This window comes from Propioniciclava sp. MC1595, from assembly GCF_017569205.1.
GTDB lineage: Bacteria > Actinomycetota > Actinomycetes > Propionibacteriales > Propionibacteriaceae > Propioniciclava.
The window spans coordinates 1,410,072-1,428,465 of record NZ_CP071870.1; the positions used below are offsets into that span (position 1 = coordinate 1,410,072).

General features: G+C 73.1%; 20 protein-coding genes. 14 read left to right on the plus strand and 6 right to left on the minus strand.

Annotated features, from left to right (window positions below; translation table 11 throughout):
* The first annotated feature begins 6 nt into the window (after positions 1–6).
* Genes J4N02_RS06650 through larB form a run of 3 tightly spaced genes read left to right on the plus strand, consistent with a single transcriptional unit; the run spans position 7 to position 2,917 of the window.
* Positions 7–1,338: a LarC family nickel insertion protein gene (locus J4N02_RS06650; RefSeq protein ID WP_188333184.1), complete on the plus strand. Its 1,332-nt coding sequence runs from the start codon at positions 7–9 to the stop codon at positions 1,336–1,338.
* Positions 1,339–1,386: 48 nt separating this feature from the next.
* The gene (gene larE, locus J4N02_RS06655; protein ID WP_243760894.1) at positions 1,387–2,259 is read left to right on the plus strand and encodes an ATP-dependent sacrificial sulfur transferase LarE; all 873 of its coding nucleotides are present in this window, start codon (positions 1,387–1,389) and stop codon (positions 2,257–2,259) included.
* Positions 2,252–2,917 (plus strand): nickel pincer cofactor biosynthesis protein LarB, encoded by a 666-nt coding sequence (gene larB / locus J4N02_RS06660; RefSeq protein ID WP_188333183.1) that lies wholly within the window; start codon positions 2,252–2,254, stop codon positions 2,915–2,917. The genes larE and larB overlap by 8 nt, the downstream gene beginning before the upstream one ends.
* A gap of 6 nt (positions 2,918–2,923) precedes the next feature.
* On the opposite strand, the gene recO is transcribed toward larB, so the two are convergent.
* A complete protein-coding gene (gene recO / locus J4N02_RS06665; RefSeq protein ID WP_188333182.1) occupies positions 2,924–3,664 on the minus strand; it encodes a DNA repair protein RecO in 741 nt (246 codons plus the stop codon).
* Between the two features lie 13 nt (positions 3,665–3,677).
* Positions 3,678–4,079: a Fur family transcriptional regulator gene (locus tag J4N02_RS06670; protein ID WP_208091161.1), complete on the minus strand. Its 402-nt coding sequence runs from the start codon at positions 4,077–4,079 to the stop codon at positions 3,678–3,680.
* A gap of 55 nt (positions 4,080–4,134) precedes the next feature.
* Between J4N02_RS06670 and J4N02_RS06675 the strand changes: the two genes are divergently transcribed.
* From J4N02_RS06675 to J4N02_RS06705, 7 genes are all read left to right on the plus strand, one after another.
* Entirely contained in the window at positions 4,135–4,443 is a 309-nt protein-coding gene (locus J4N02_RS06675) for an antibiotic biosynthesis monooxygenase (RefSeq protein WP_182814913.1), read from the plus strand.
* Positions 4,444–4,519: 76 nt separating this feature from the next.
* Positions 4,520–4,993 carry a transporter substrate-binding domain-containing protein gene (locus J4N02_RS06680; protein ID WP_208091162.1) on the plus strand — a complete coding sequence of 158 codons (474 nt, stop codon included), beginning with the start codon at positions 4,520–4,522 and terminating at the stop codon, positions 4,991–4,993.
* A 7-nt stretch (positions 4,994–5,000) separates the two neighbouring features.
* The gene (locus J4N02_RS06685; RefSeq protein ID WP_188333181.1) at positions 5,001–5,684 is read left to right on the plus strand and encodes a cation transporter; all 684 of its coding nucleotides are present in this window, start codon (positions 5,001–5,003) and stop codon (positions 5,682–5,684) included.
* Positions 5,685–5,748: 64 nt separating this feature from the next.
* On the plus strand, positions 5,749–7,128 hold the full coding sequence (locus J4N02_RS06690) for a glycine--tRNA ligase (protein WP_188333180.1): 1,380 nt from the start codon (positions 5,749–5,751) through the stop codon (positions 7,126–7,128).
* A gap of 18 nt (positions 7,129–7,146) precedes the next feature.
* Positions 7,147–9,255, plus strand: a complete 2,109-nt coding sequence (locus tag J4N02_RS06695) for an alpha-galactosidase (protein WP_188333179.1) — start codon at positions 7,147–7,149, stop codon at positions 9,253–9,255.
* Positions 9,252–9,734 (plus strand): hypothetical protein, encoded by a 483-nt coding sequence (locus tag J4N02_RS06700; RefSeq protein ID WP_188333178.1) that lies wholly within the window; start codon positions 9,252–9,254, stop codon positions 9,732–9,734. The genes J4N02_RS06695 and J4N02_RS06700 overlap by 4 nt, the downstream gene beginning before the upstream one ends.
* The gene (locus J4N02_RS06705) at positions 9,731–9,889 is read left to right on the plus strand and encodes a hypothetical protein (RefSeq protein ID WP_188333177.1); all 159 of its coding nucleotides are present in this window, start codon (positions 9,731–9,733) and stop codon (positions 9,887–9,889) included. Before J4N02_RS06700 ends, J4N02_RS06705 begins: the two co-directional genes overlap by 4 nt.
* 22 nt (positions 9,890–9,911) lie before the next feature.
* Here J4N02_RS06705 and J4N02_RS06710 read toward each other — a convergent pair whose 3' ends face one another.
* On the minus strand, positions 9,912–10,490 hold the full coding sequence (locus tag J4N02_RS06710) for a DUF3267 domain-containing protein (RefSeq protein WP_188333176.1): 579 nt from the start codon (positions 10,488–10,490) through the stop codon (positions 9,912–9,914).
* A gap of 10 nt (positions 10,491–10,500) precedes the next feature.
* Entirely contained in the window at positions 10,501–11,694 is a 1,194-nt protein-coding gene (locus J4N02_RS06715; protein ID WP_188333175.1) for an alpha-amylase family glycosyl hydrolase, read from the minus strand.
* Positions 11,695–11,763: 69 nt separating this feature from the next.
* Here J4N02_RS06715 and J4N02_RS06720 point away from each other — a divergent pair, with 69 nt between their 5' ends.
* Positions 11,764–12,360 carry a TetR/AcrR family transcriptional regulator gene (locus J4N02_RS06720; protein WP_188333174.1) on the plus strand — a complete coding sequence of 199 codons (597 nt, stop codon included), beginning with the start codon at positions 11,764–11,766 and terminating at the stop codon, positions 12,358–12,360.
* A gap of 20 nt (positions 12,361–12,380) precedes the next feature.
* Entirely contained in the window at positions 12,381–13,538 is a 1,158-nt protein-coding gene (dusB, locus tag J4N02_RS06725) for a tRNA dihydrouridine synthase DusB (protein ID WP_260519445.1), read from the plus strand.
* Positions 13,539–13,560: 22 nt separating this feature from the next.
* Here the strand turns inward: dusB and J4N02_RS06730 are convergent, their stop codons facing one another.
* Complete coding sequence (locus tag J4N02_RS06730; protein WP_188333173.1) at positions 13,561–14,412, minus strand: hypothetical protein; 852 nt, start codon at positions 14,410–14,412, stop codon at positions 13,561–13,563.
* A gap of 101 nt (positions 14,413–14,513) precedes the next feature.
* Between J4N02_RS06730 and J4N02_RS06735 the strand changes: the two genes are divergently transcribed.
* Entirely contained in the window at positions 14,514–15,590 is a 1,077-nt protein-coding gene (locus J4N02_RS06735; protein ID WP_182815024.1) for an HD domain-containing protein, read from the plus strand.
* Positions 15,591–15,602: 12 nt separating this feature from the next.
* Here J4N02_RS06735 and J4N02_RS06740 read toward each other — a convergent pair whose 3' ends face one another.
* Positions 15,603–16,391 (minus strand): ABC transporter permease, encoded by a 789-nt coding sequence (locus J4N02_RS06740; RefSeq protein WP_188333172.1) that lies wholly within the window; start codon positions 16,389–16,391, stop codon positions 15,603–15,605.
* A 55-nt stretch (positions 16,392–16,446) separates the two neighbouring features.
* On the opposite strand from J4N02_RS06740, the gene dnaG reads away from it, so the two are divergent.
* Complete coding sequence (gene dnaG / locus J4N02_RS06745) at positions 16,447–18,309, plus strand: DNA primase (RefSeq protein WP_188333171.1); 1,863 nt, start codon at positions 16,447–16,449, stop codon at positions 18,307–18,309.
* Positions 18,310–18,394: the final 85 nt, after the last annotated feature.

Sequence of the window (18,394 nt, forward strand, 5' to 3'; positions counted from 1 at the left end):
GCGGCCATGCACGCATGGTTCGACATCTCCGCCGGGGTCGCCGGTGACATGGTCCTCGGGGCGCTGCTCGACGCGGGCGCCGACGTCGGCGCCCTGCAGGCCGCCCTCGACGCCGTGGTGCCCGGGGCGGTGCGCCTCGACACCGAGGAGGTGACCCGCGGGGGGCAGCGGGCGACCAAGGCCCGCGTCCGCGTGCTGGTCGACGACCCGGCCCACCGCACGTGGGCGAGCATCCGCGCGATGCTGGCCGAGGCCGACCTCGCCGACGAGACCCGCGCCCGGGCACTGGCTGCCTTCGGCCGCCTCGCTGAGGCCGAGGGCCGGACCCACGGCGTCGACCCCGACACGGTGCACTTCCACGAGGTCGGGGCGCTGGACTCCATCGCCGACGTCGTCGGCGCCTGCGAGGCCCTGCGGCTGCTCGGGGTGACCTCGGTCTCCGCGTCCGCCGTGCGCGTCGGGTCCGGCCGGGTGCGGGCGGCCCACGGCGACATCCCGGTGCCGGTGCCCGCCGTCGCCGAGCTCGTCCTCGGCTGGCAGGTGCACCCCACGCCCGAGCGCGCGGGCGCCCACCACCACGACCACGACGACCACCACGGGCACGGGCACCCCCATGACCACCTGCACGAGCACCCTCACGACCATCACCACCACACCCACGACACACCGGCCGCGGTGACGACGCCCGGCAGTGTCGGCGAGCTGGCCACGCCGACCGGCATGGCGCTGGTGCGCGCCCTGGCCGGCGACCGCTGCGAGGCGTTGCCCGGCCTGACCGTGCGCGGGCTCGGCGTGGGCGCCGGCGGCAAGGACACGGTGGGCTGGCCCAACGTCGTCCGCGTCGTTCTGGGCGGGACCGCCGCCGACAGCCCGGCGACCGGGCTGGCCGAGCTGCGCGCCAACGTCGACGACCTCGACCCGCGGCTGTGGCCGGGCGTGCTCGACACGCTGCTGGCCGCCGGCGCGGCCGACGCGTGGCTGGTGCCCATCCAGATGAAGAAGGGACGCCCCGCGTTCACCCTGCATGCCCTCGCCGACGCCGACCACCACGACGCGGTCACCGACGCGATCCTGACCCGCACCTCGACCCTCGGCGTCCGTTGGACGCCGGTGACCCGCACCGTCCTGGACCGCTCCTGGACCACCGTCGACGTCGACGGACAGGCGGTCCGGGTCAAGGTCGGCTCGCGCGACGGGGTCGTCCTGCACGCCACCCCGGAGTTCGCCGACGTGGCGGCCGCCGCGCTGGCGTTGGGGCGTCCGGAGGCCGACGTGTTGGGTCGCGCCCAGGCCGCGGCCGCGGCGTCCGGGGTCGTGCCGGGTGCCTGCAACGCCTGAACGGGCCGCCGATGCGCCGGTAGGGTGACGGCAGCGGAAGGAGCGCGGGTGGCGACACAGCACAGCGAGGAGGCGGGCCGGTGGTCCGGCCTGGCCGGTGAGCCGCTCGCGGACGCCCTCGCCATCGCCAGCCGCCTGCCGGGGTCCGGACGCCTCGGGGTGGCCTACTCCGGCGGCGTGGACTCCGCCGTGCTCCTCGCCGTCACGGTGCGCGCGCTGGGCGCCGACCGGGCCCTCGGCCTCCTGGCGGTGTCCGACTCCCTGGCCCGCGACGAGCTCGCCGGCGCCCGCGCCACGGTGCAGGAGTTGGGCGCCGCCGTGGTCGAGTTCGCCACCCACGAGGGCGACAACCCGGCCTACCGGGCGAACGACGTCGACCGCTGCTTCCACTGCAAGGACGAGATGTTCACCGTCATCGACTCCCGGCTCGTCGCCGAGCACGGGCTGGTGGCGGTGGCCTACGGCGAGAACGCCGACGACGCGGCCCGCATCGACCGGCCCGGCGCCCGCGCGGCCACCGAGCACGCGGTGCTCCGACCGCTCGCCGACGCCGGGCTGACCAAACGCCGCGTGCGCGCCCTGGCCCACGCGCTGGGCCTGTCGGTCGCCGACAAGCCCGCCGCCCCCTGCCTGGCCAGCCGGATCCCGCACGGCCAGGAGGTCACCCCCGCCAAGCTGAAGCAGGTCGAGGCCGGCGAGGAGGCGCTGCGCGACCTCGGGTTCACCGACTCCCGCGTGCGCCACCACGGCGACATCGCCCGCATCGAGGTACCGGCCGCCGAACTCGCCCTGTTCGCCGACGCCGAGCGCCGCGACGCCGTCCTGGCCCGCCTGCGCGCGGCCGGGTTCGCCTACGTGACGGTCGACCTGGCCGGCCTGCAGTCCGGCGCGTTCACGCTGCAGGTGCTGCGCCGTGGCTGACGACGACATCGCCGACCTCGACCTCGACCGCGGGCAGCGCCGGGGCGGGTTCCCCGAGGCGGTCTACTGCGAGGGCAAGTCGGTCGACCAGTGCCGCGAGATCGCCCGCCGGGTCGGCGGGCGCCCCGACGTGGTCACGATCTTCACCCGCGCCGACGCCGAGCGCGCGGCCGCGATCCGCGAGGCGCTGCCGGACGCCCACCACGACCCGGTCGCCCGGGTCCTGGTCTGGCCGCCCCGCATGCCCGAGCCGACCGGCGACCTCGTCGTCGTCGCGTGCGCGGGCACCTCCGACCTGCCCGTGGCCCGCGAGGCGCTGCTCACCGCCCGCCACCTCGGACGCCGTGCCGAGCTGGTCGTCGACGTCGGCATCGCCGGGGTGCACCGCACCCTGGACAAGCTCGACCTGTTCCGCTCAGCGGGCGCCATCGTCGTGGTCGCCGGCATGGACGGCGCACTGCCCGGCCTCATCGCTGGCCTCGTCGCGTGCCCGGTCGTGGCGGTGCCGACCTCGGTCGGCTACGGGGCGGCCTTCGGCGGCATCGCCCCGCTGCTCACGATGCTCAACGCCTGCGCCCCCGGCGTGGGCGTGGTGAACATCGACAACGGCTACGGCGGCGGCCACCTCGCCGCCCAGATCGCGGCGCCCCGCGGCTGAGGGCTGTCAGCGCGCGACGTGCTGCATCGTGCGCAGGCCCCGCTCGAGGTGCCAGGCCACGAACGCGGCGATCAACCCGGACGCCTGCCGTTGCGTCGGCTCGTCGGCCGCGCGCGTGGCCGGCCAGTCCCCGCTGATCAGCGCGGACAGGAGCGCCAGCGTGGCGGGCCGCACCTGCGGCGTCCCGGGTGGGCGGCAGCGCGGGCAGACCAGGCCGCCGGAGGCGGGGGAGAAGGCCTCGTGCGGGCCCACCTCGCCGCACGAGGCGCACGCGTCCAGGCTCGGCGCGAAGCCGGCGGTGGCGACGGCGCGCAGGAGGTAGGAGTCCATGACCATCGTGGCCGGACGCGGCCCGTCGCTGGTGCCGCCCACCAGCGCGTTGAGGGCGCCGGCCAGGAGCTGGAACTGGGGGAGCGCCGGCTCGTTCTCGATGCTCACCAGGCGGTCGGCGGTCTCGAGCATGACCTGCCCGACCGTGTAGCGCGGGTAGTCGGTGCACAGCGGCTCGGACCACGCGTGCAGCGTCACGGCCTCGGTGATCACGTCGAGCGTGCGGCCGGTCGCGAACTGGAGGTCGACGTGGCTGAACGGCTCGAGCCGGGCGCCCCACTTGCTGGAGGTGCGTCGGACGCCGCGGGCGACGGCGCGAACCTTGCCGTGGCGGCGGGAGAGCACGGTGATGATGCGGTCGGCCTCGCCCAGCTTGTGGGTGCGCAGGACCACGCCCTCGTCGCGGTAGGTGGGCATCGGGGCTCCCGGCTCAGGCGGCGCAGTCGGGGCAGACGCCGTGGAGCTCGATGGAGTGGTCGACGTCGCTGAAGCCGTGCTGGCGGGCGAGGGCGTCGATGAGCTCCTCGACGCCGGCGAAAGCGATCTCGACCGTGCGGCCGCAGGAGCGGCAGATCAGGTGGTGGTGGTGTGCGTGGGTGGCGGTGCCGCACGCCCGGTAGGACGCCTGACCATCGGGCAGCCGCACCACGTCGACCTCGCCCGCCTCGGCCATCGCCTGCAGGTTGCGGTAGACGGTGGCCAGGCCGACTGAGTGGCCCTGGTGGCGCAGGAGGTCGTGGATGTCCTGCGCGGTGCGGAACTCCTCGATCTCGGCCATCACCTCGGCGATGGTGGCGCGCTGGCGCGTCCGCCGCTGGGGTGTGGTGGTCAATGCTCGGCCCTCCTCGTCCGGCCCAGACTACCCGTCGGCGGTTAGGCTGGGCCGCATGCTGGCCTTCAGTCGCTTCCGCGTCGCACCCGAGGCCGAGGCGTCCTTCGTGGAGCGCGCCGAGGCCGCCGTCGCCTTCTTCGAGTTCCGGCCCGGCAACATCTCGGCCACCCTGGTGCGCAACCTCGATGAGCCCGACCTGTGGGCCATCCAGACCACTTGGGAGAACGTCGGCTCCTACCGCCGGGCCTACAACGGCTACGAGGCCAAGATGGTGCTCGTCACCCTGATGAGCGAGGCCCTCGACGAACCGTCGGCCTACCTCGACCCGGCCGAGGTCGGCGACAACCTGCCGCGCGGGGAGTGACCCGATCGGGCTGAGCCTCGCGTGACCCCCCGTGGGGGTGGTCCCGCGCCGGATCCCCAGGCGTAGCGTGGCCGCCGTGAAGCTCCTGACGAGGCGATTCGCCGCCCTGTGCGTCGCCGCAGCCGTCCTGCTGACCGGCTGTGCGACGATCCCGGCCGACCCCGACGGCACCCTCGACCGGGTCCGCGCCGACGGCGTGCTGCGGGCCGGGGCGTCCCCCGGCGGTGGGCTGGTACGGGTCGACGGCGACCGCGTGACCGGGCCCGAGGCCGACCTGGTCGCCGACTTCGCCGCGTCGCTCGGTGCCGAGGTCTTGTGGCGCGTGGGCGGCGAGGAGGAGCTGGTCGCCGCCATGGAGCGCGGCGAGCTCGACGTGCTCGCCGGCGGGCTGACCGCCAAGTCGCCCTGGGCGGACAAGGTGGCCCTGACCCGGCCCCACGCGACCTCGGAGTTCGACGGCGGGAAGGTCGAGCACGTGCTCGCCGTGCCGCTGGGGGAGAACGCGCTGCTGTTCGCCCTCGAGTCCTGGGTCGACGGGAGGGCCGCATGAGCGGGGGGTGGAGGACCTGCTGTCGCTCGTCCCGCCCATCGTCTTCCTCGTGTCGCTGCGCCGGGTCAGCCGCCCGCCGTCGCCCGAGCACCCCTACGGCCACCACCGGGCGATCGCATCGGCGCACCTCGCCTCGGCGGTGGCGCTGCTCGCCATGGGGGCGTTCATGGTGGTCGACTCCGGGATGGGGCTGGTCAAGGCCGAACACCCGCCCATCGGCACCTACCACCTCTTCGGCCAGACCGTCTGGGCCGGCTGGCTCATGATCGCGGCCATGGTCTACACCGGCATCGGGCCGGTCATCCTGGGCCACCTCAAGAAGCCCCTCGCCGAGAAGCTCCACGACAAGGTGCTGTGGGCCGACGCCGAGATGAATGCCGCCGACTGGCGCACGGCGGGTGCGGCGATCATCGGGATCCTCGGCATCGGCGTCGGCTGGTGGTGGGCGGACGCCGTGCTCACCGCGGCCAACGGCCCGGCCTGGGTCGGTTCGGCCGCCGTGCGCGTCCGCGACCAGGGGCACCTGCTGCACGCCGAGGTGTTCGTCGTGCCCAGCGCCCCGGTCGAGCTGGCCGACCTCGAGGCGCTCGTCGACACGATCCAGGGCCTGGACTGGAAGCTCAACGACGTCGTGGTCGTCCCGGTCTCGCGGCTCCCGGACGCCGTGCGGGCCACTCCGGCGGCCGGATAGGGTGGCCCAGCACATGGAGGATGCCGGCCGGGCATCCCCAGCCGACAAGGAGGCACCGGGTCACATGGCCAACAAGCTCGACAACGTCATCAGCCTCACGAAGCGCCGTGGCTTCGTGTACCCCTGCGGGGAGATCTACGGCGGCACCCGGGCGGCCTGGGACTACGGTCCCTACGGCGTCGAGCTCAAGGAGAACATCAAGCGCCAGTGGTGGAAGAACGTCGTCCAGGGCCGCGCTGACGTCGTGGGCCTCGACAGCTCCATCATCCTGCCCAAGCAGGTCTGGGTGGCCTCCGGCCACGTCGGCGTCTTCTCCGACCCGCTGACCGAGTGCCTGAGCTGCCACAAGCGGTTCCGCGCCGACCAGCTCGAGGAGGCCTTCGAGTTCAAGAAGGGCCGCGCCCCCGAGGGCCTGAACGAGATCAACTGCCCCGAGTGCGGCAACCTGGGCCAGTTCACCGAGCCGCGCGACTTCAACATGATGCTGAAGACCTACCTCGGCGTCATCGAGGACGAGTCGGGCCTGCACTACCTGCGCCCCGAGACCGCCCAGGGCATCTTCGTGAACTTCGGCAACGTCGTGCAGACCTCGCGCATGAAGGTGCCGTTCGGCATCGGCCAGGTCGGCAAGAGCTTCCGCAACGAGATCACGCCCGGCAACTTCATCTTCCGCACGCGTGAGTTCGAGCAGATGGAGGTCGAGTTCTTCGTCGAGCCCGGCACCGACGAGCAGTGGCACCAGGACTGGATCGACGCCCGCATGGGCTGGTACACCGACCTCGGCATCAACCCCGAGAACCTGCGCCTGTACGAGCACCCCGCCGAGAAGCTCTCGCACTACTCCAAGCGCACCGTCGACATCGAGTACAACTTCGGCTTCGCCGGCGGCGACGGCTGGGGCGAGCTCGAGGGCATCGCGAACCGCACCGACTTCGACCTCGGCACGCACTCCGAGCACTCGGGCGAGGACCTGTCCTACTTCGACCAGGCCAAGGGCGAGCGCTACACCCCCTACGTGATCGAGCCGTCGGCCGGCCTCACGCGTTCGGTGATGGCGTTCCTCGTCGAGGCCTACACCGAGGACGAGGCGCCGAACGCCAAGGGCGGCGTCGACACCCGCACGGTGCTCAAGCTCGACCCGCGCCTGTCGCCGGTCAAGGTGGCCGTGTTGCCGCTGTCGCGCAACGAGCAGCTCTCGCCGAAGGCCCGCGACCTCGCCGCCGAACTGCGCAAGCACTGGAACGTCGAGTTCGACGACGCCCAGGCCATCGGGCGCCGCTACCGCCGCCAGGACGAGATCGGCACGCCCTACTGCGTGACCGTGGACTTCGACACCCTCGACGACCAGGCCGTCACCATCCGCGAGCGCGACACCATGGCGCAGGAGCGGGTGGCCCTCGACCAGGTCGCCTCGTGGCTCGGGGCGCGCCTGCTCGGCTGCTGAGGTGCCTAGGCTGGCCCCATGACCGCACTCATCCACCTGCGTGCGGGCGGGGTCAGCCTCGTCCTCGACTCCAGCGACGGGCGTCTGCCCGCGGTGCTCCACTGGGGCGCCGACCTCGGTGAGCTGGACGCCGAGGGCTTGAGTTTCCTCGCCGCAGCCACCGCGCCGACGGTCCTGCCCAGCAGCCCGGACGTGCCGGTGCGGGTGTCGCTCGTGCCCGAGGCGTCCACCGGTTGGCTGGGGCGGCCGGGCCTGACCGGCTCGCGTGCCGGTCGGGATTGGTCGCCGCGCTGGGTCGTCACCGCCGTCGAGCGGATGGGGGACGCCGTCACGTACTCGGCGTCCGACGACGCGTGTGGGCTGGAGCTCTCGGTGGAGGTCGAGCTGACGCCGCAGGGGCTGGTGCGTACCCGCGCGTCGGTGACCAACACCGCGGACGACGACTACGACGTCGCCGAGCTGCTGGTCGTGCTGCCCGTGCCGCGCCGCGCCCGCGAGCTGCTCGACCTGGCCGGCGGCTGGGGCTCCGAGCGCCACCCCCAACGCACCCCGCTCGTGGTGGGCCAGCACCGCCGCGAGGGTCGCGCCGGTCGCACCGGCTTCGACGCACCCACGGTCCTGCACGTCGGGGTGCCCGGGTTCGGGTTCCGCTCCGGCGAGGTGTGGGGCGTCCACGTCGCGTGGAGCGGCAACCACGTGCACACCGCCGAGCGCACGGCGTCCGGCGTGCAGGTGCTGGGCGGCGGCGAACTGCTGCTGCCGGGCGAGGGCCGGCTGGCGCCCGGGCAGACCTACGCCGGCCCGTGGGTGTACGGGAGTTGGGGCGAGGGGCTGGACGCCGTGGCGCACCGCTTCCACCGTTGGCTGCGAGCTCGGCCGACCCACCCGGGCGTCGAGCGCCCGGTCACCCTGAACGTGTGGGAGGCGGTCCACTTCGACCACTCCCTCGACCGGCTGCAGCACCTCGCCGACCTGGCCGCACAGGTGGGCATCGAGCGGTTCGTGCTGGACGACGGCTGGTTCGGGGCCCGGCGCGACGACACCCGCGGGCTGGGGGACTGGGTGGTCAGCCCCGAGGTCTGGCCCGACGGGCTCGGACCGCTGGTCGACCACGTCCGCGGGCTCGGCATGCAGTTCGGGCTCTGGGTCGAGCCCGAGATGGTGAACATGGACTCCGACGTGGCCCGCGCCCACCCCGAATGGGTGATGCAGCCCGGCCACGGCCGGCTGCCGGTCGAGGCACGGCACCAGCAGGTGCTGAACCTGACGATCCCCGAGGCGTACGAGCACGTGCGCGACCAGCTCCTGGCCGTGCTGCGCGACCACGACATCGCCTACCTGAAGTGGGACCACAACCGCGACCTCGTGGACGCCGGCGGCCCGGACGGTGCGTCCGCCGTGCACGAGCAGACCCTCGCCGCGTACCGGCTCATGGACGAGCTCAGGGCCGCCCAGCAGGGGCTCGAGATCGAGTCGTGCTCGTCGGGTGGCGGGCGCATCGACCTCGAGGTGCTGCAGCGCACCGACCGGGTATGGACCTCCGACGTGATCGACCCGCACGAGCGCCAGCGGATGCTGCGCTGGACCGGACAGTTGCTGCCCCCCGACCTGCTCGGCTCGCACATCGCGTCGGGGCAGTCCCAGACCACGGGCCGCGTGCACGACCTGACGTTCCGCGCGTCCACGGCGGTGTTCGGGCACCTCGGGGTCGAGTGGGACCTGGCCGAGGCCTCGGCGTCCGAGCTCGTCGAGCTGGGCGCATGGATCGCGTGGTGGAAGGACGCCCGTTCGACGCTGCTCGCCGGCGACCTCGTGCGGGTCGACTCGCCCGACGCCGACGTGTGGGTGCACGGGGTGGTCACGCCCCAGCGGGGCATCTTCTCGATCGGGTCGGGGGCGTCGGGCCCGGTGTCGAACCTCGGTGACGTCGTACTCCCGGGCCTGGTCGCGGACGCCGTGTGGGACGTGCGCCCGGTCATCCCGGCCGCGCCGCCGCTCCTGTTCGGCCTGCCGGCCTGGTTCGGCGGCGTCCGGCTGACCGGTCGGGTGCTCGCCGAGGTGGGCCTGCGGTTCCCCGTCATGCCGCCCGACCAGGTGCTGCTCGTGGAGGCGGTGCGGGTCGGGTGAGCGCGACCACGACGGTGGAGAACGAGGTGGTCGTCCCGGCCGGGGTGGCCGCGGTCTGGGCCCGCGTCGTCGACCCGGACGGCATCAACCACGAGCTGCGGCCGTGGCTGACGATGACCATGCCGCGGGGGACCACGGGGCTGGCGATCGACTCGGTGCCGTTGGGGCGTCCCCTCGGACGTGCCTGGCTCCGCCTGTTCGGGATCGTCCCGTTCGACTTCGACCGGCTCGTCGTGGTCGAGGTCCAACCGGGCCGGCGCTTCCTCGAACGGTCGTCGATGCTGAGCATGCGCCTGTGGGAGCATGAGCGGACGTTGGCGCCCGTTGCCGCAGGGACGAGGGTCCACGACCGGGTGACGTTCCGGCCGCGGCTGCCGGTCCCGAGCTGGCCTGGCCGGCCGAGAACCCCGCGGGGGTGTGGCAGGAGAACACCATCGTCCACGGTGACCACCGCGGGCACCGCCTGGGACAACGGGTGAAGGCTGCGAACCTGACCGCGCCGTTGGCCGAGAACCCCCACGCCCGACGGGTGCACACGTGGAACGCCAACGAGAACCGCTGGATGCTCGCCATCAACGACGCGCTCGGATTCGCGCCCATCGGCCTCGAGGGCCTGGGGCAGAAGAAGGTGTGACCCCGCCGGGTCTGTCCCAGCCTCAGGGGGTCGGAGGCACGTGCAGGATCACACCCTCCCGGGTGTCCTCGACCAACGTGCCCTCGGGGTGCTCGGCCACCATCCGCAGGATCATCCAGTCCCCGATGCACCCCGACAGGTGGAACGCGGCCGGCAGCACGAGGTAGGGGCCCCACGGGAGGGTGAACACCAGGACGGCCAGCAGCGCGTTGACGACGAACGTGGGCATCATCGCCACCCACCAGAACTGCCGCCGCGTGTACCTGAAACCGGGCGATGTGGCGTACGCGTAGGGGACCGTGCCCTGCATCATCCCGACCCCGAACTGCGGCCGGGCGCCGTAGCGGGCCATCACCAACCCGTGGACGGCCTCGTGCACCACCAACGCCGCCAGCGTCCCGACGACGAGCAGGCCCGCGAACGGCACGAGGTTGCCGAGGCTCGCGAAGGGGTCGTGCAGCAGCGCCGGCCGGATCGCCAGCGCTGCGAACACCAGCCCGCCGACCGCGAACCAGACCAGGCTGCGCCGGGCCATCTGCTCGGTGTCGACCTGCTCCAGGGTCCACTCGACGGTCGTCCACTCGGCCGCGGGGTCGGTCATGCGGGGGAGCCTATGCCGACCACCCCCAGGTCTCGCCGTCCGACGCGCGCACGACGACGCGCGGGGTGGGCTCGAGCTCGAGTCGCACGTCGACCCGATCGTCGCCGTGCGTCACCGCGTACTCGATCCAGGCGTTCTCCTTGGCGACCACCGCCAGGTGCCCGCGGGAGAGCCACGCGTGCCGGCGGCGGAAGCCGATCAGGTCCCGGTACACCGTCTCCAGCCACGCACCGGTCGGCAGCAGGTCGGCCGGCGTCGCGGGCAGCGGCGGGCGGACGGCGTCGTCGGCGTAGAGGCCCGTGCCGCGCACGCCGGTGAAGCCCTGCTCATCGCCGTAGTACACGCTCGGCATGCCGGGCACGGTGAAGAGCACGGACGCCGCGAGCGCGGCCCCGTCGCCCCCCACCAGGGACGCGATCCGGTCGACGTCGTGGTTGCCGACGAACGTGTTCAGCACGTGGTTCGCCGAGAAGGAGCGGTGGCGCTCCAGGGCATGGGCCAGCTCCCAGCAGTTGGTGTCCTTGATCGAGCTCCAGGTCGCCTTCCACAGCTCGTAGGCGGTGACGGAGTCGAAGGTGGCGGCCTCCGCGATCGCGTCGTAGTCGCCGTGGATGACCTCGCCGAGGAAGAGCGCGTCCGGGAACTCGCGCCGCACCCGCGCGATCACCTCGCGCCAGAACTCCGGCGCCACGGCGTAGGCCACGTCCAGCCGCCAGCCGGCGATGCCGCGGCGCAGCCAGTGAAGCATGATCCCGGTGATCCAGTCGGCCACGTCGGCGCGGGTGTGGTCGAGCTCGACGAGGTTGTCGTGGCCCTCCCACGTGTACAGGTAGCCGTTCGAGCGGCGCAGCATGGGGGAGTCCTCGCCCACCAGCCCGTGCTGGGTGCTGACGTGGTTGAACACCCCGTCGAGCATGAGCGACAGGCCCCGCTCGCGGCACGCCGCGACGAGCGCGTCGAAGTCGCCGTCGTCGCCGAGCCGGGGGTCGATGGAGTAGTGGTCCAGCGTGTCGTAGCCGTGCGACACCGACGTGAAGATCGGGCCGAGCAGCAGGCCCGAGCAGCCCAGCCCGACCGCGTGGTCGAGCCACGGCTCCAGGGCGCCCAGGCGGTGCACCACCTCCGCGCCGCGCTCGTGGACGGGCGCGCCCAGGGCACCGAGGGGGTAGACGTGGTACCAGATGGCGTGGTCGGCGAGGCTCATCGCATCTCCTGTTGACTGACGATCAATAACGTTGTTGAGAGTAGCTCAATAAGCGGTACGCTGGCAAACATGACGGCAACACGACCCGCGCCGCGCAGGCGCCTCGGCCCCGAGGAGCGCCGCGCCGCCATCCTCGCGGCAGCACGCGCGGCGTTCGCCACGGCGTCCTACGGCGAGGTCGGGGTGCCCGAGGTCGCGCGGCAGGCCGGGGGATCGCCGGCCATCGTCTTCCACTACTTCGGCTCCAAGGAGGGCCTCTACGCCGCGGTCCTCGAGGCCGACCTCGCGCACCTCGCCGACCGGCAGAAGGCGGCGGACGAGGCGTTGCCGGCCAACACCTCGGCCCGCGACCGGGTCCGCACCTGGGTGCTCGCCCGGCTCGACCACGTCGCCGCCCACGCCCGCGGCAGCCTGGCCCGGGAGGAGCCGGCCGCAGCCGCCGGCGTCCGGGACCGTGCGCGCGAGGCCGACCTGACCTTCCTCACCGAGGTGCTGCAGCCCACCGACGCCGCGCGCGACCGGTTCTCCCTGCTCGGCTTCCTCGGCTTCCTGGACGCCGCGGGCGCGGCCTGGGCGTCCGACGGCTGCCCCGAGGACGACCGGCACCCGCTCGCCGAGGCCGCCCTCGGCGCCCTGCAGGGGGCGCTGGGCGACTGGCGCCGCTGATCGGCGTAAGCTTGGCCGACGTGCCTGACGTCGTCCCCGAGCCGCTCCGCTTCACCGCCCCCTCCGGGGGATCGGTCGAGGTGGCGACCCCGGTGGTCCTGGCCCCGATGGCCGGCATCACGAACCCGGCCTACCGCCAGCTGTGCCTGGAGCAGGGCGCGGGCCTGTACGTCTGCGAGATGATCACCAGCCGCGGCATCGTCGAGCGCATCCCCAAGACCTTCGGGATGCTGCAGTTCGCCCCCGGCGAGACGGTGCGCTCGGTGCAGCTCTACGGCGTGGACGCCGACATCATGGCCCGCGCCGCGCACATCCTGTGCGAGGAGTTCGGCGTCCACCACATCGACCTCAACCTCGGGTGCCCCGTGCCCAAGGTGACCCGCCGCGGCGGCGGGGGAGCCCTGCCCTGGAAGACCGACCGCCTCGAGTCCATCCTGCGCGCGACGGTGAAGGCGGCTGACGCCCACGGGGTCCCGGTCACGGTCAAGACCCGCATGGGCATCGACGACGACCACCTCACCTACCTCGATGCCGGCCGCATCGCCCAGGACGCGGGGGTCGCCGCCATCGCCCTGCACGCCCGCACGGTGCAGCAGGCCTACGCGGGCGAGGCCCGCTGGGAGCACATCGCCACCCTCGTCGACGCCGTCGACATCCCCGTCCTCGGCAACGGCGACATCTGGGAGGGCGCGGACGCCCTCCGCATGGTCGAGCAGACCGGCGCTGCGGGCGTGGTGATCGGCCGCGGCTGCCTGGGGCGTCCGTGGCTGTTCCGCGACCTGGCCGACGCCTTCGCCGGACGCCCCGTCCAGCCCTACCCGACGCTCGGCGAGGTGACCGCCATGCTGCGCCGGCACGCGGTGCTGCTGGCCGAGCTGCACGGAGAGCGCTGGGGGCTCACCGACCTGCGCAAGCACATGGCCTGGTACTTCAAGGGGTTCCCGATCGGGGGCGACCTGCGCCGCGCCTTCGCGACGGTCTCGAGCCTGGCCGAACTCGACGAGAACATCGCCCAGCTCGACCCGACGGCCACCTACCCCGAGCACGAGCTCGGCACGCCGCGGGGCCGTCAGGGGACGCCGCGGGCCCACGTCACCCTGCCGTACGGGTGGCTGGACAGCCGCGAACTCGGCGACGAGGACCTCTCCGCCGCCGAGTCCGACGTCTCGGGGGGCTGACCCTCGGGCCAGCCCGTCGGGGTCAGCCCGCCAGTACCGAGGCGGCCGGCCACATGCCGACCATCATCGCGATGACGCCGATGATGGGGGCGAGGACGCCGAGGATGATGCCCCAGATCCCGAAGGTGCGCCCGCGGCGGCGGGAGACGGCGATGATGCTGACGATCCAGCCCACGATGCCGGCGAGCGTCCCGAAGGTGATCGCGGTGAACGGGCCCTGGAGCTGCTGGCCGAAGGCGATCAGCATCGGGTCGTTGGGGTCGGGGTTCTGCATCGAGTCGATGCCGTAGTCGAGCATGAACTGCCCCATCCCCGCGCCGACGAGGTAGCCGGCGATCGCGACGACGAGGGTGCAGATCGCGACGACCGCCAGGCCGATGAGGCCGAGCGTCTTGCTCTGCGGGGGCTCGGGCTCGCTCGGCCACTGGGGCTGGTACTCGGCGGGCTGGTACTGCTGGCCGTAGGGCTGCGCCGGGTACTGCTGGCCGTAGCCACCCTGCTGCCCGTACTGCTGCTGGCCGTACGGCTGCTGCTGGGGCTGCCCGTACTGCTGCTGGGGCTGCCCGTACTGCTGCTGGGCGTAGGGCTGCTCGTAGGCCTGCTGGCCGTACTGCGGCGCCTGGTACTGCTGTTGGGCCTGCTCATGGCCGTGGGCCGGCGGCGCGTAGCCGCCCTGGGCCTGCGGGGGCTGCTGGTCGTAGCGGGGGGCCTCGTAGGCCTGCTGCCCGTAGGCGGTCGACCCGGTGGACCCGTACTGGGGCGGGTGGTAGGTGGCGTCGGACGCCGACTCGGGCGCCTGGGGCACCGACTGCTCGGGGGTGTCCGGATCCGTCTCGCGGCGCTGGGGGTCGGGGGTGGGGTACTGGTCGCTCATCGTCCGTCCTCGTGTCGGTGGTGGTCCCATCTTACGAAGGACGCGAAGATGAACCCATGACGGACGCGCTGAACCCCCGCACGGTCGCCTGGGCCCGCACCATGGCGGGCCACGCCGACGGCGACGTGGTCCGGGCCCACCGCGACTCGTCCGCCCGCCTCGACCTGCCCGCCCCGATCGGCCGCGAGGCCCGGGAGGAGACCCAGCGTAGGTTGTGGCGTCCGGAGGCCACGTTCGCGTCGGGTGCCGGCAACCGGGCGATCGAGGAGGAGCCCGACATCGAGCGCACCTGCTTCGAGCGCGACCGCGACCGGATCGTGCACTCGACCGCGTTCCGCCGGCTGGCCGGCAAGACCCAGGTCGTGGTCTACCCGACCGACCACCAGCGCACCCGGCTCACCCACGCCATCGAGGTCGCGCAGGTCGCCACGTCGCTGGCCCGCGGCATCGGCGTCAACGTCACGCTCGCCGACGCGATGGCGCTCGGCCACGACTGCGGGCACGGCCCGGGCGGGCACGCGTCGGAGGACGCCTTCGACGCCTTCATCCCCGGCGGCTACGACCACGGCCCGTGGGGCGCCGACGTCGTGCTCACGCCCCTGAACCTGTGTGTGGAGACGCTCGACGGCATCCGCAACCACTCGTGGTCGCGGCCGGCGCCGATGACGATCGAGGGCGAGCTGGTCAGCTGGGCCGACCGCATCGCCTACTGCGCCCACGACCTCGAGGACGCCGTGCACGCCGGGATCGTCTCCCTCGACGACCTCCCCGCCGAGGTCGCGGAGGTCGCCGGCCGGACCCGGCGCGAGCAGCTGGCCACCTTCATCCGGTCGATCATCGGCACGGTCGCCGAGACCGGCATCGTCGGCATGGACGCCGACGTCGCCGCCGCCCTCGCCGCGCTGCGGAAGTTCAACTACGAGCAGATCTACACCCGCCCCGAGTCGGTCGCGCAGAGCAACGCGGTGATCGAGGTGCTGCGGGGCCTGGTCGAGTACTACTGCGAGCACCCTCGCTCGATGCCCGGCGACTACCACGCCGGCGCCGAGGACGACCTCGTGCGCACCGCCGTCACCTACGTCGGAGGCATGACCGACCGGTTCGCGTTCGACATGGCCGAGCAGCTCCTCGGCTGGGATCCCGACCGCCTGCCCCAGGGCATCGGCCGCGGCGTCTGACCCACCCCAGGGTCACGGGTGCAGGACGGGGACCAGATCGGCCGGGACGATGCGGGCCCGTCGCACCAGCTCGCCGAACACGGCCACGGTGCAGGCCTGCCCGGCCATGATGCCGATGAGCACCAGCACCTGGGCCGCGCCCGCCTGGAGTGGGGAGCCGCCGCCGAGCAGCACGCCGATGAAAGCGCCGGGGAGGGTGACCAGGCCAACGGTCCGGGTCTGGTCGATGTTGGGGATGAGCGCCTCGCCGAGCACGCGGTCGGCGACCAGTCCGATGGCCGGGCGGCGTTCGAAGCCGAGCGACAGGGCGGCCTCGTAGGACGCCCTGTTGTCGCGCAGTTCCGCGAACGTGCGGCGCCCGGCCAGCGTGTGCGCGGTCATCATGTTGCCGGCGACGATCCCGCCCAGGGCGACGATGGTGATGCCGTTGAACGGCGCGGCCCCGGTGAGGAACACGATGAGCAGCACCGGCAGTACCCCGGCGGCCATCGCGAGCGCGGTCCACGGCCAGCGGTCCCGGACGCCCACCCGCCCGGTCGTCGTCCACACGCCGATGGCGAACATGACCAGCGCGAAGGCCAGCCCGCCCCACCAGGTCTGCACGGCCACGGTCACCACACCGGCGATCAGCGCGAGCTGCACCACAGCGCGCAGGGCCGCGACCACCTGCTCCCGGGCCAGCGGACGGGCCCGGCCCTGGGCGTCCGGGGCCCCGAGCCGGCCCAGCCGGGCCGCCACGACGCCGAGCGCCACCAACAGCACGAGAGCGACGGCCAGGCCCCACCCGATGGTCACGGTCATGCGCCTCACCCTACGCCCGAGCCCGGGCGCGGCCCGCGCGGCTAGACTGCGCGCCATGGCCGGCCTGATCCACCCCGAGGACCTCGAGACGGTCCGCGAGCGGAGCCGGATCGACGACATCGTCAGCTCGTTCGTGATGCTCAAGCCCGCCGGCGGCGGCGCGCTGGTGGGGCTGTGCCCATTCCACGACGAGAAGACCCCCAGCTTCCGGGTGACGCCCAGCAAGGGCTTCTACTACTGCTTCGGTTGCGGCGAGGGCGGCGACGTCATCAAGTTCGTCCAGCAGGTCAACAACATGGGCTTCACCGAGGCGGTGGAGTTCCTGGCCGACCGGTGCGGGATCCAGCTGCGCTACACCGAGGGCGACGGCGGTCCGCGGCACGAGCCCGGCCTGCGCATGCGCATCCTGGAGGCCAACCAGGCCGCCGCCGAGTTCTTCGCGGCCCAGCTGACCAGCCCCGACGCGCTGGCCGGGCGCGTGTTCCTCGACCAGCGCGGCTTCACCCGTGAGCACGCCGAGCACTTCGGGATCGGCTACGCCCCGCGCGGCGGCCGCGACCTGCTCAACCACCTGACGGCGAAGAAGTTCACTCGTGACGACCTGGTCAAGGCCGGCCTCGTGCGCGAGCAGGGCTGGGACTTCTTCCAGGGCCGCCTGCTGTGGCCGATCCGCGACGCCGGTCGATCGACGCTCGGCTTCGGCGCGCGCAAGCTGTACGAGGACGACCGGATGCCGGCCAAGTACCTCAACACCCCCGAGACGCCGGTCTACAAGAAGTCGCACGTGCTCTACGGCCTCGACCTGGCCCGCAAGAACATCGGCAAGAAGAACCAGGCCGTCGTCGTCGAGGGCTACACCGACGTCATGGCCTGCCACATTGCCGGCGTCGACACCGCCGTCGCCTCCTGCGGCACCGCGTTCGGCCCCGACCACAGTCGGATGATCGCCCGCCTAATGACCTCCGACGCCCTCGCAGGCGAGGTCGTGTTCACCTTCGACGGGGACGCCGCCGGGCAAGCCGCCGCGCTCAAGGTCTTCTCGTCGGACTCCACCTTCTCGTCGCAGACCTACGTCGCCATCGAGCCCACCGGGATGGACCCCTGCGACCTGCGCATCCAGTCCGGGGACGCCGCCGTGCGCGAGCTCGTCGCCCGCCGGGTGCCGCTGTACCGGTACGTGATGAAGAACACGCTGGGCCAGTTCGACCTCGACCGGGCCGAGGGACGCCTCGGCGCCGTCCGCGCCGCCGCCCCCCTCGTGGCGTCGGTGCGCGACCGGTCGCTGGTCTCGGAGTACCTGCGCGAGCTCGCCGGCATGGTCGGCATGGACACCGACACCGTCCGCGCCGAGGTGCAGCGGGTCAACAACCGCAAGGTTGCGCCCGAGCCGGAGCGCCACCCGCGGCAGGAGGCCACGGCCGAGCCCGCGGCGTCCGGGCAGGTGGCGATGATGCTGCTGCCCGACGCGGGGGACCGACGGCTGGCCACCGAGCGCGGCCTGCTCAAGCTGGTGGTGCAGCACCCGAGCCTGTTCCCCGATGACTGGGGCGGCGTGGTCGCCGACGACTTCCAGCACCCCAGCTACCGGCACGTCTTCGAGGTGGCCGCGGCCGCCGACCGCAGCCAGACGGGCTTCGCGCAGGCGATCGTGGACGCCATGCCCGACCCGGTGGGGGAGCAGCTCGTCGTCGCCCTCTCGGTCGAGCCGTTGCTGGCCGAGCCGTCGGGCGCCTACGCCCGCGAGTACGCCGCGCGCCTGCGCCTGGCCCGCGTGGTGCGGGACATCAACGACCTCAAGTCGCGCATGCAGCGCACCAACCCCGTCGAGGAGCAGGCCGATTACAACCGGATGTTCGCGCGCCTCCTCGAGCTCGAGACCCAGCGCCGCACCCTCGAGCAGCACGCGGTCGGCTCGTAGGCAAGGGCTCCGGACAATCGTTGTTGTCCGGATGTTGCAGGCGGAACAACTCCCGGGGGGTCTTGCGGGTACCCCTCGCCCACGA

What these genes read in the sequence shown, in the direction of transcription:
- J4N02_RS06650 (WP_188333184.1), top strand. Translation starts at nt 7, where the DNA reads ATGCACGCATGGTTCGACATCTCCGCCGGGGTCGCCGGTGACATGGTC.
- recO (WP_188333182.1), bottom strand. Translation starts at nt 3,664, where the DNA reads ATGCCCACCTACCGCGACGAGGGCGTGGTCCTGCGCACCCACAAGCTG.
- J4N02_RS06675 (WP_182814913.1), top strand. Translation starts at nt 4,135, where the DNA reads ATGCTGGCCTTCAGTCGCTTCCGCGTCGCACCCGAGGCCGAGGCGTCC.
- J4N02_RS06690 (WP_188333180.1), top strand. Translation starts at nt 5,749, where the DNA reads ATGGCCAACAAGCTCGACAACGTCATCAGCCTCACGAAGCGCCGTGGC.
- J4N02_RS06695 (WP_188333179.1), top strand. Translation starts at nt 7,147, where the DNA reads ATGACCGCACTCATCCACCTGCGTGCGGGCGGGGTCAGCCTCGTCCTC.
- J4N02_RS06710 (WP_188333176.1), bottom strand. Translation starts at nt 10,490, where the DNA reads ATGACCGACCCCGCGGCCGAGTGGACGACCGTCGAGTGGACCCTGGAG.
- J4N02_RS06715 (WP_188333175.1), bottom strand. Translation starts at nt 11,694, where the DNA reads ATGAGCCTCGCCGACCACGCCATCTGGTACCACGTCTACCCCCTCGGT.
- J4N02_RS06720 (WP_188333174.1), top strand. Translation starts at nt 11,764, where the DNA reads ATGACGGCAACACGACCCGCGCCGCGCAGGCGCCTCGGCCCCGAGGAG.
- J4N02_RS06730 (WP_188333173.1), bottom strand. Translation starts at nt 14,412, where the DNA reads ATGAGCGACCAGTACCCCACCCCCGACCCCCAGCGCCGCGAGACGGAT.
- J4N02_RS06735 (WP_182815024.1), top strand. Translation starts at nt 14,514, where the DNA reads ATGGCGGGCCACGCCGACGGCGACGTGGTCCGGGCCCACCGCGACTCG.
- J4N02_RS06740 (WP_188333172.1), bottom strand. Translation starts at nt 16,391, where the DNA reads ATGACCGTGACCATCGGGTGGGGCCTGGCCGTCGCTCTCGTGCTGTTG.
- dnaG (WP_188333171.1), top strand. Translation starts at nt 16,447, where the DNA reads ATGGCCGGCCTGATCCACCCCGAGGACCTCGAGACGGTCCGCGAGCGG.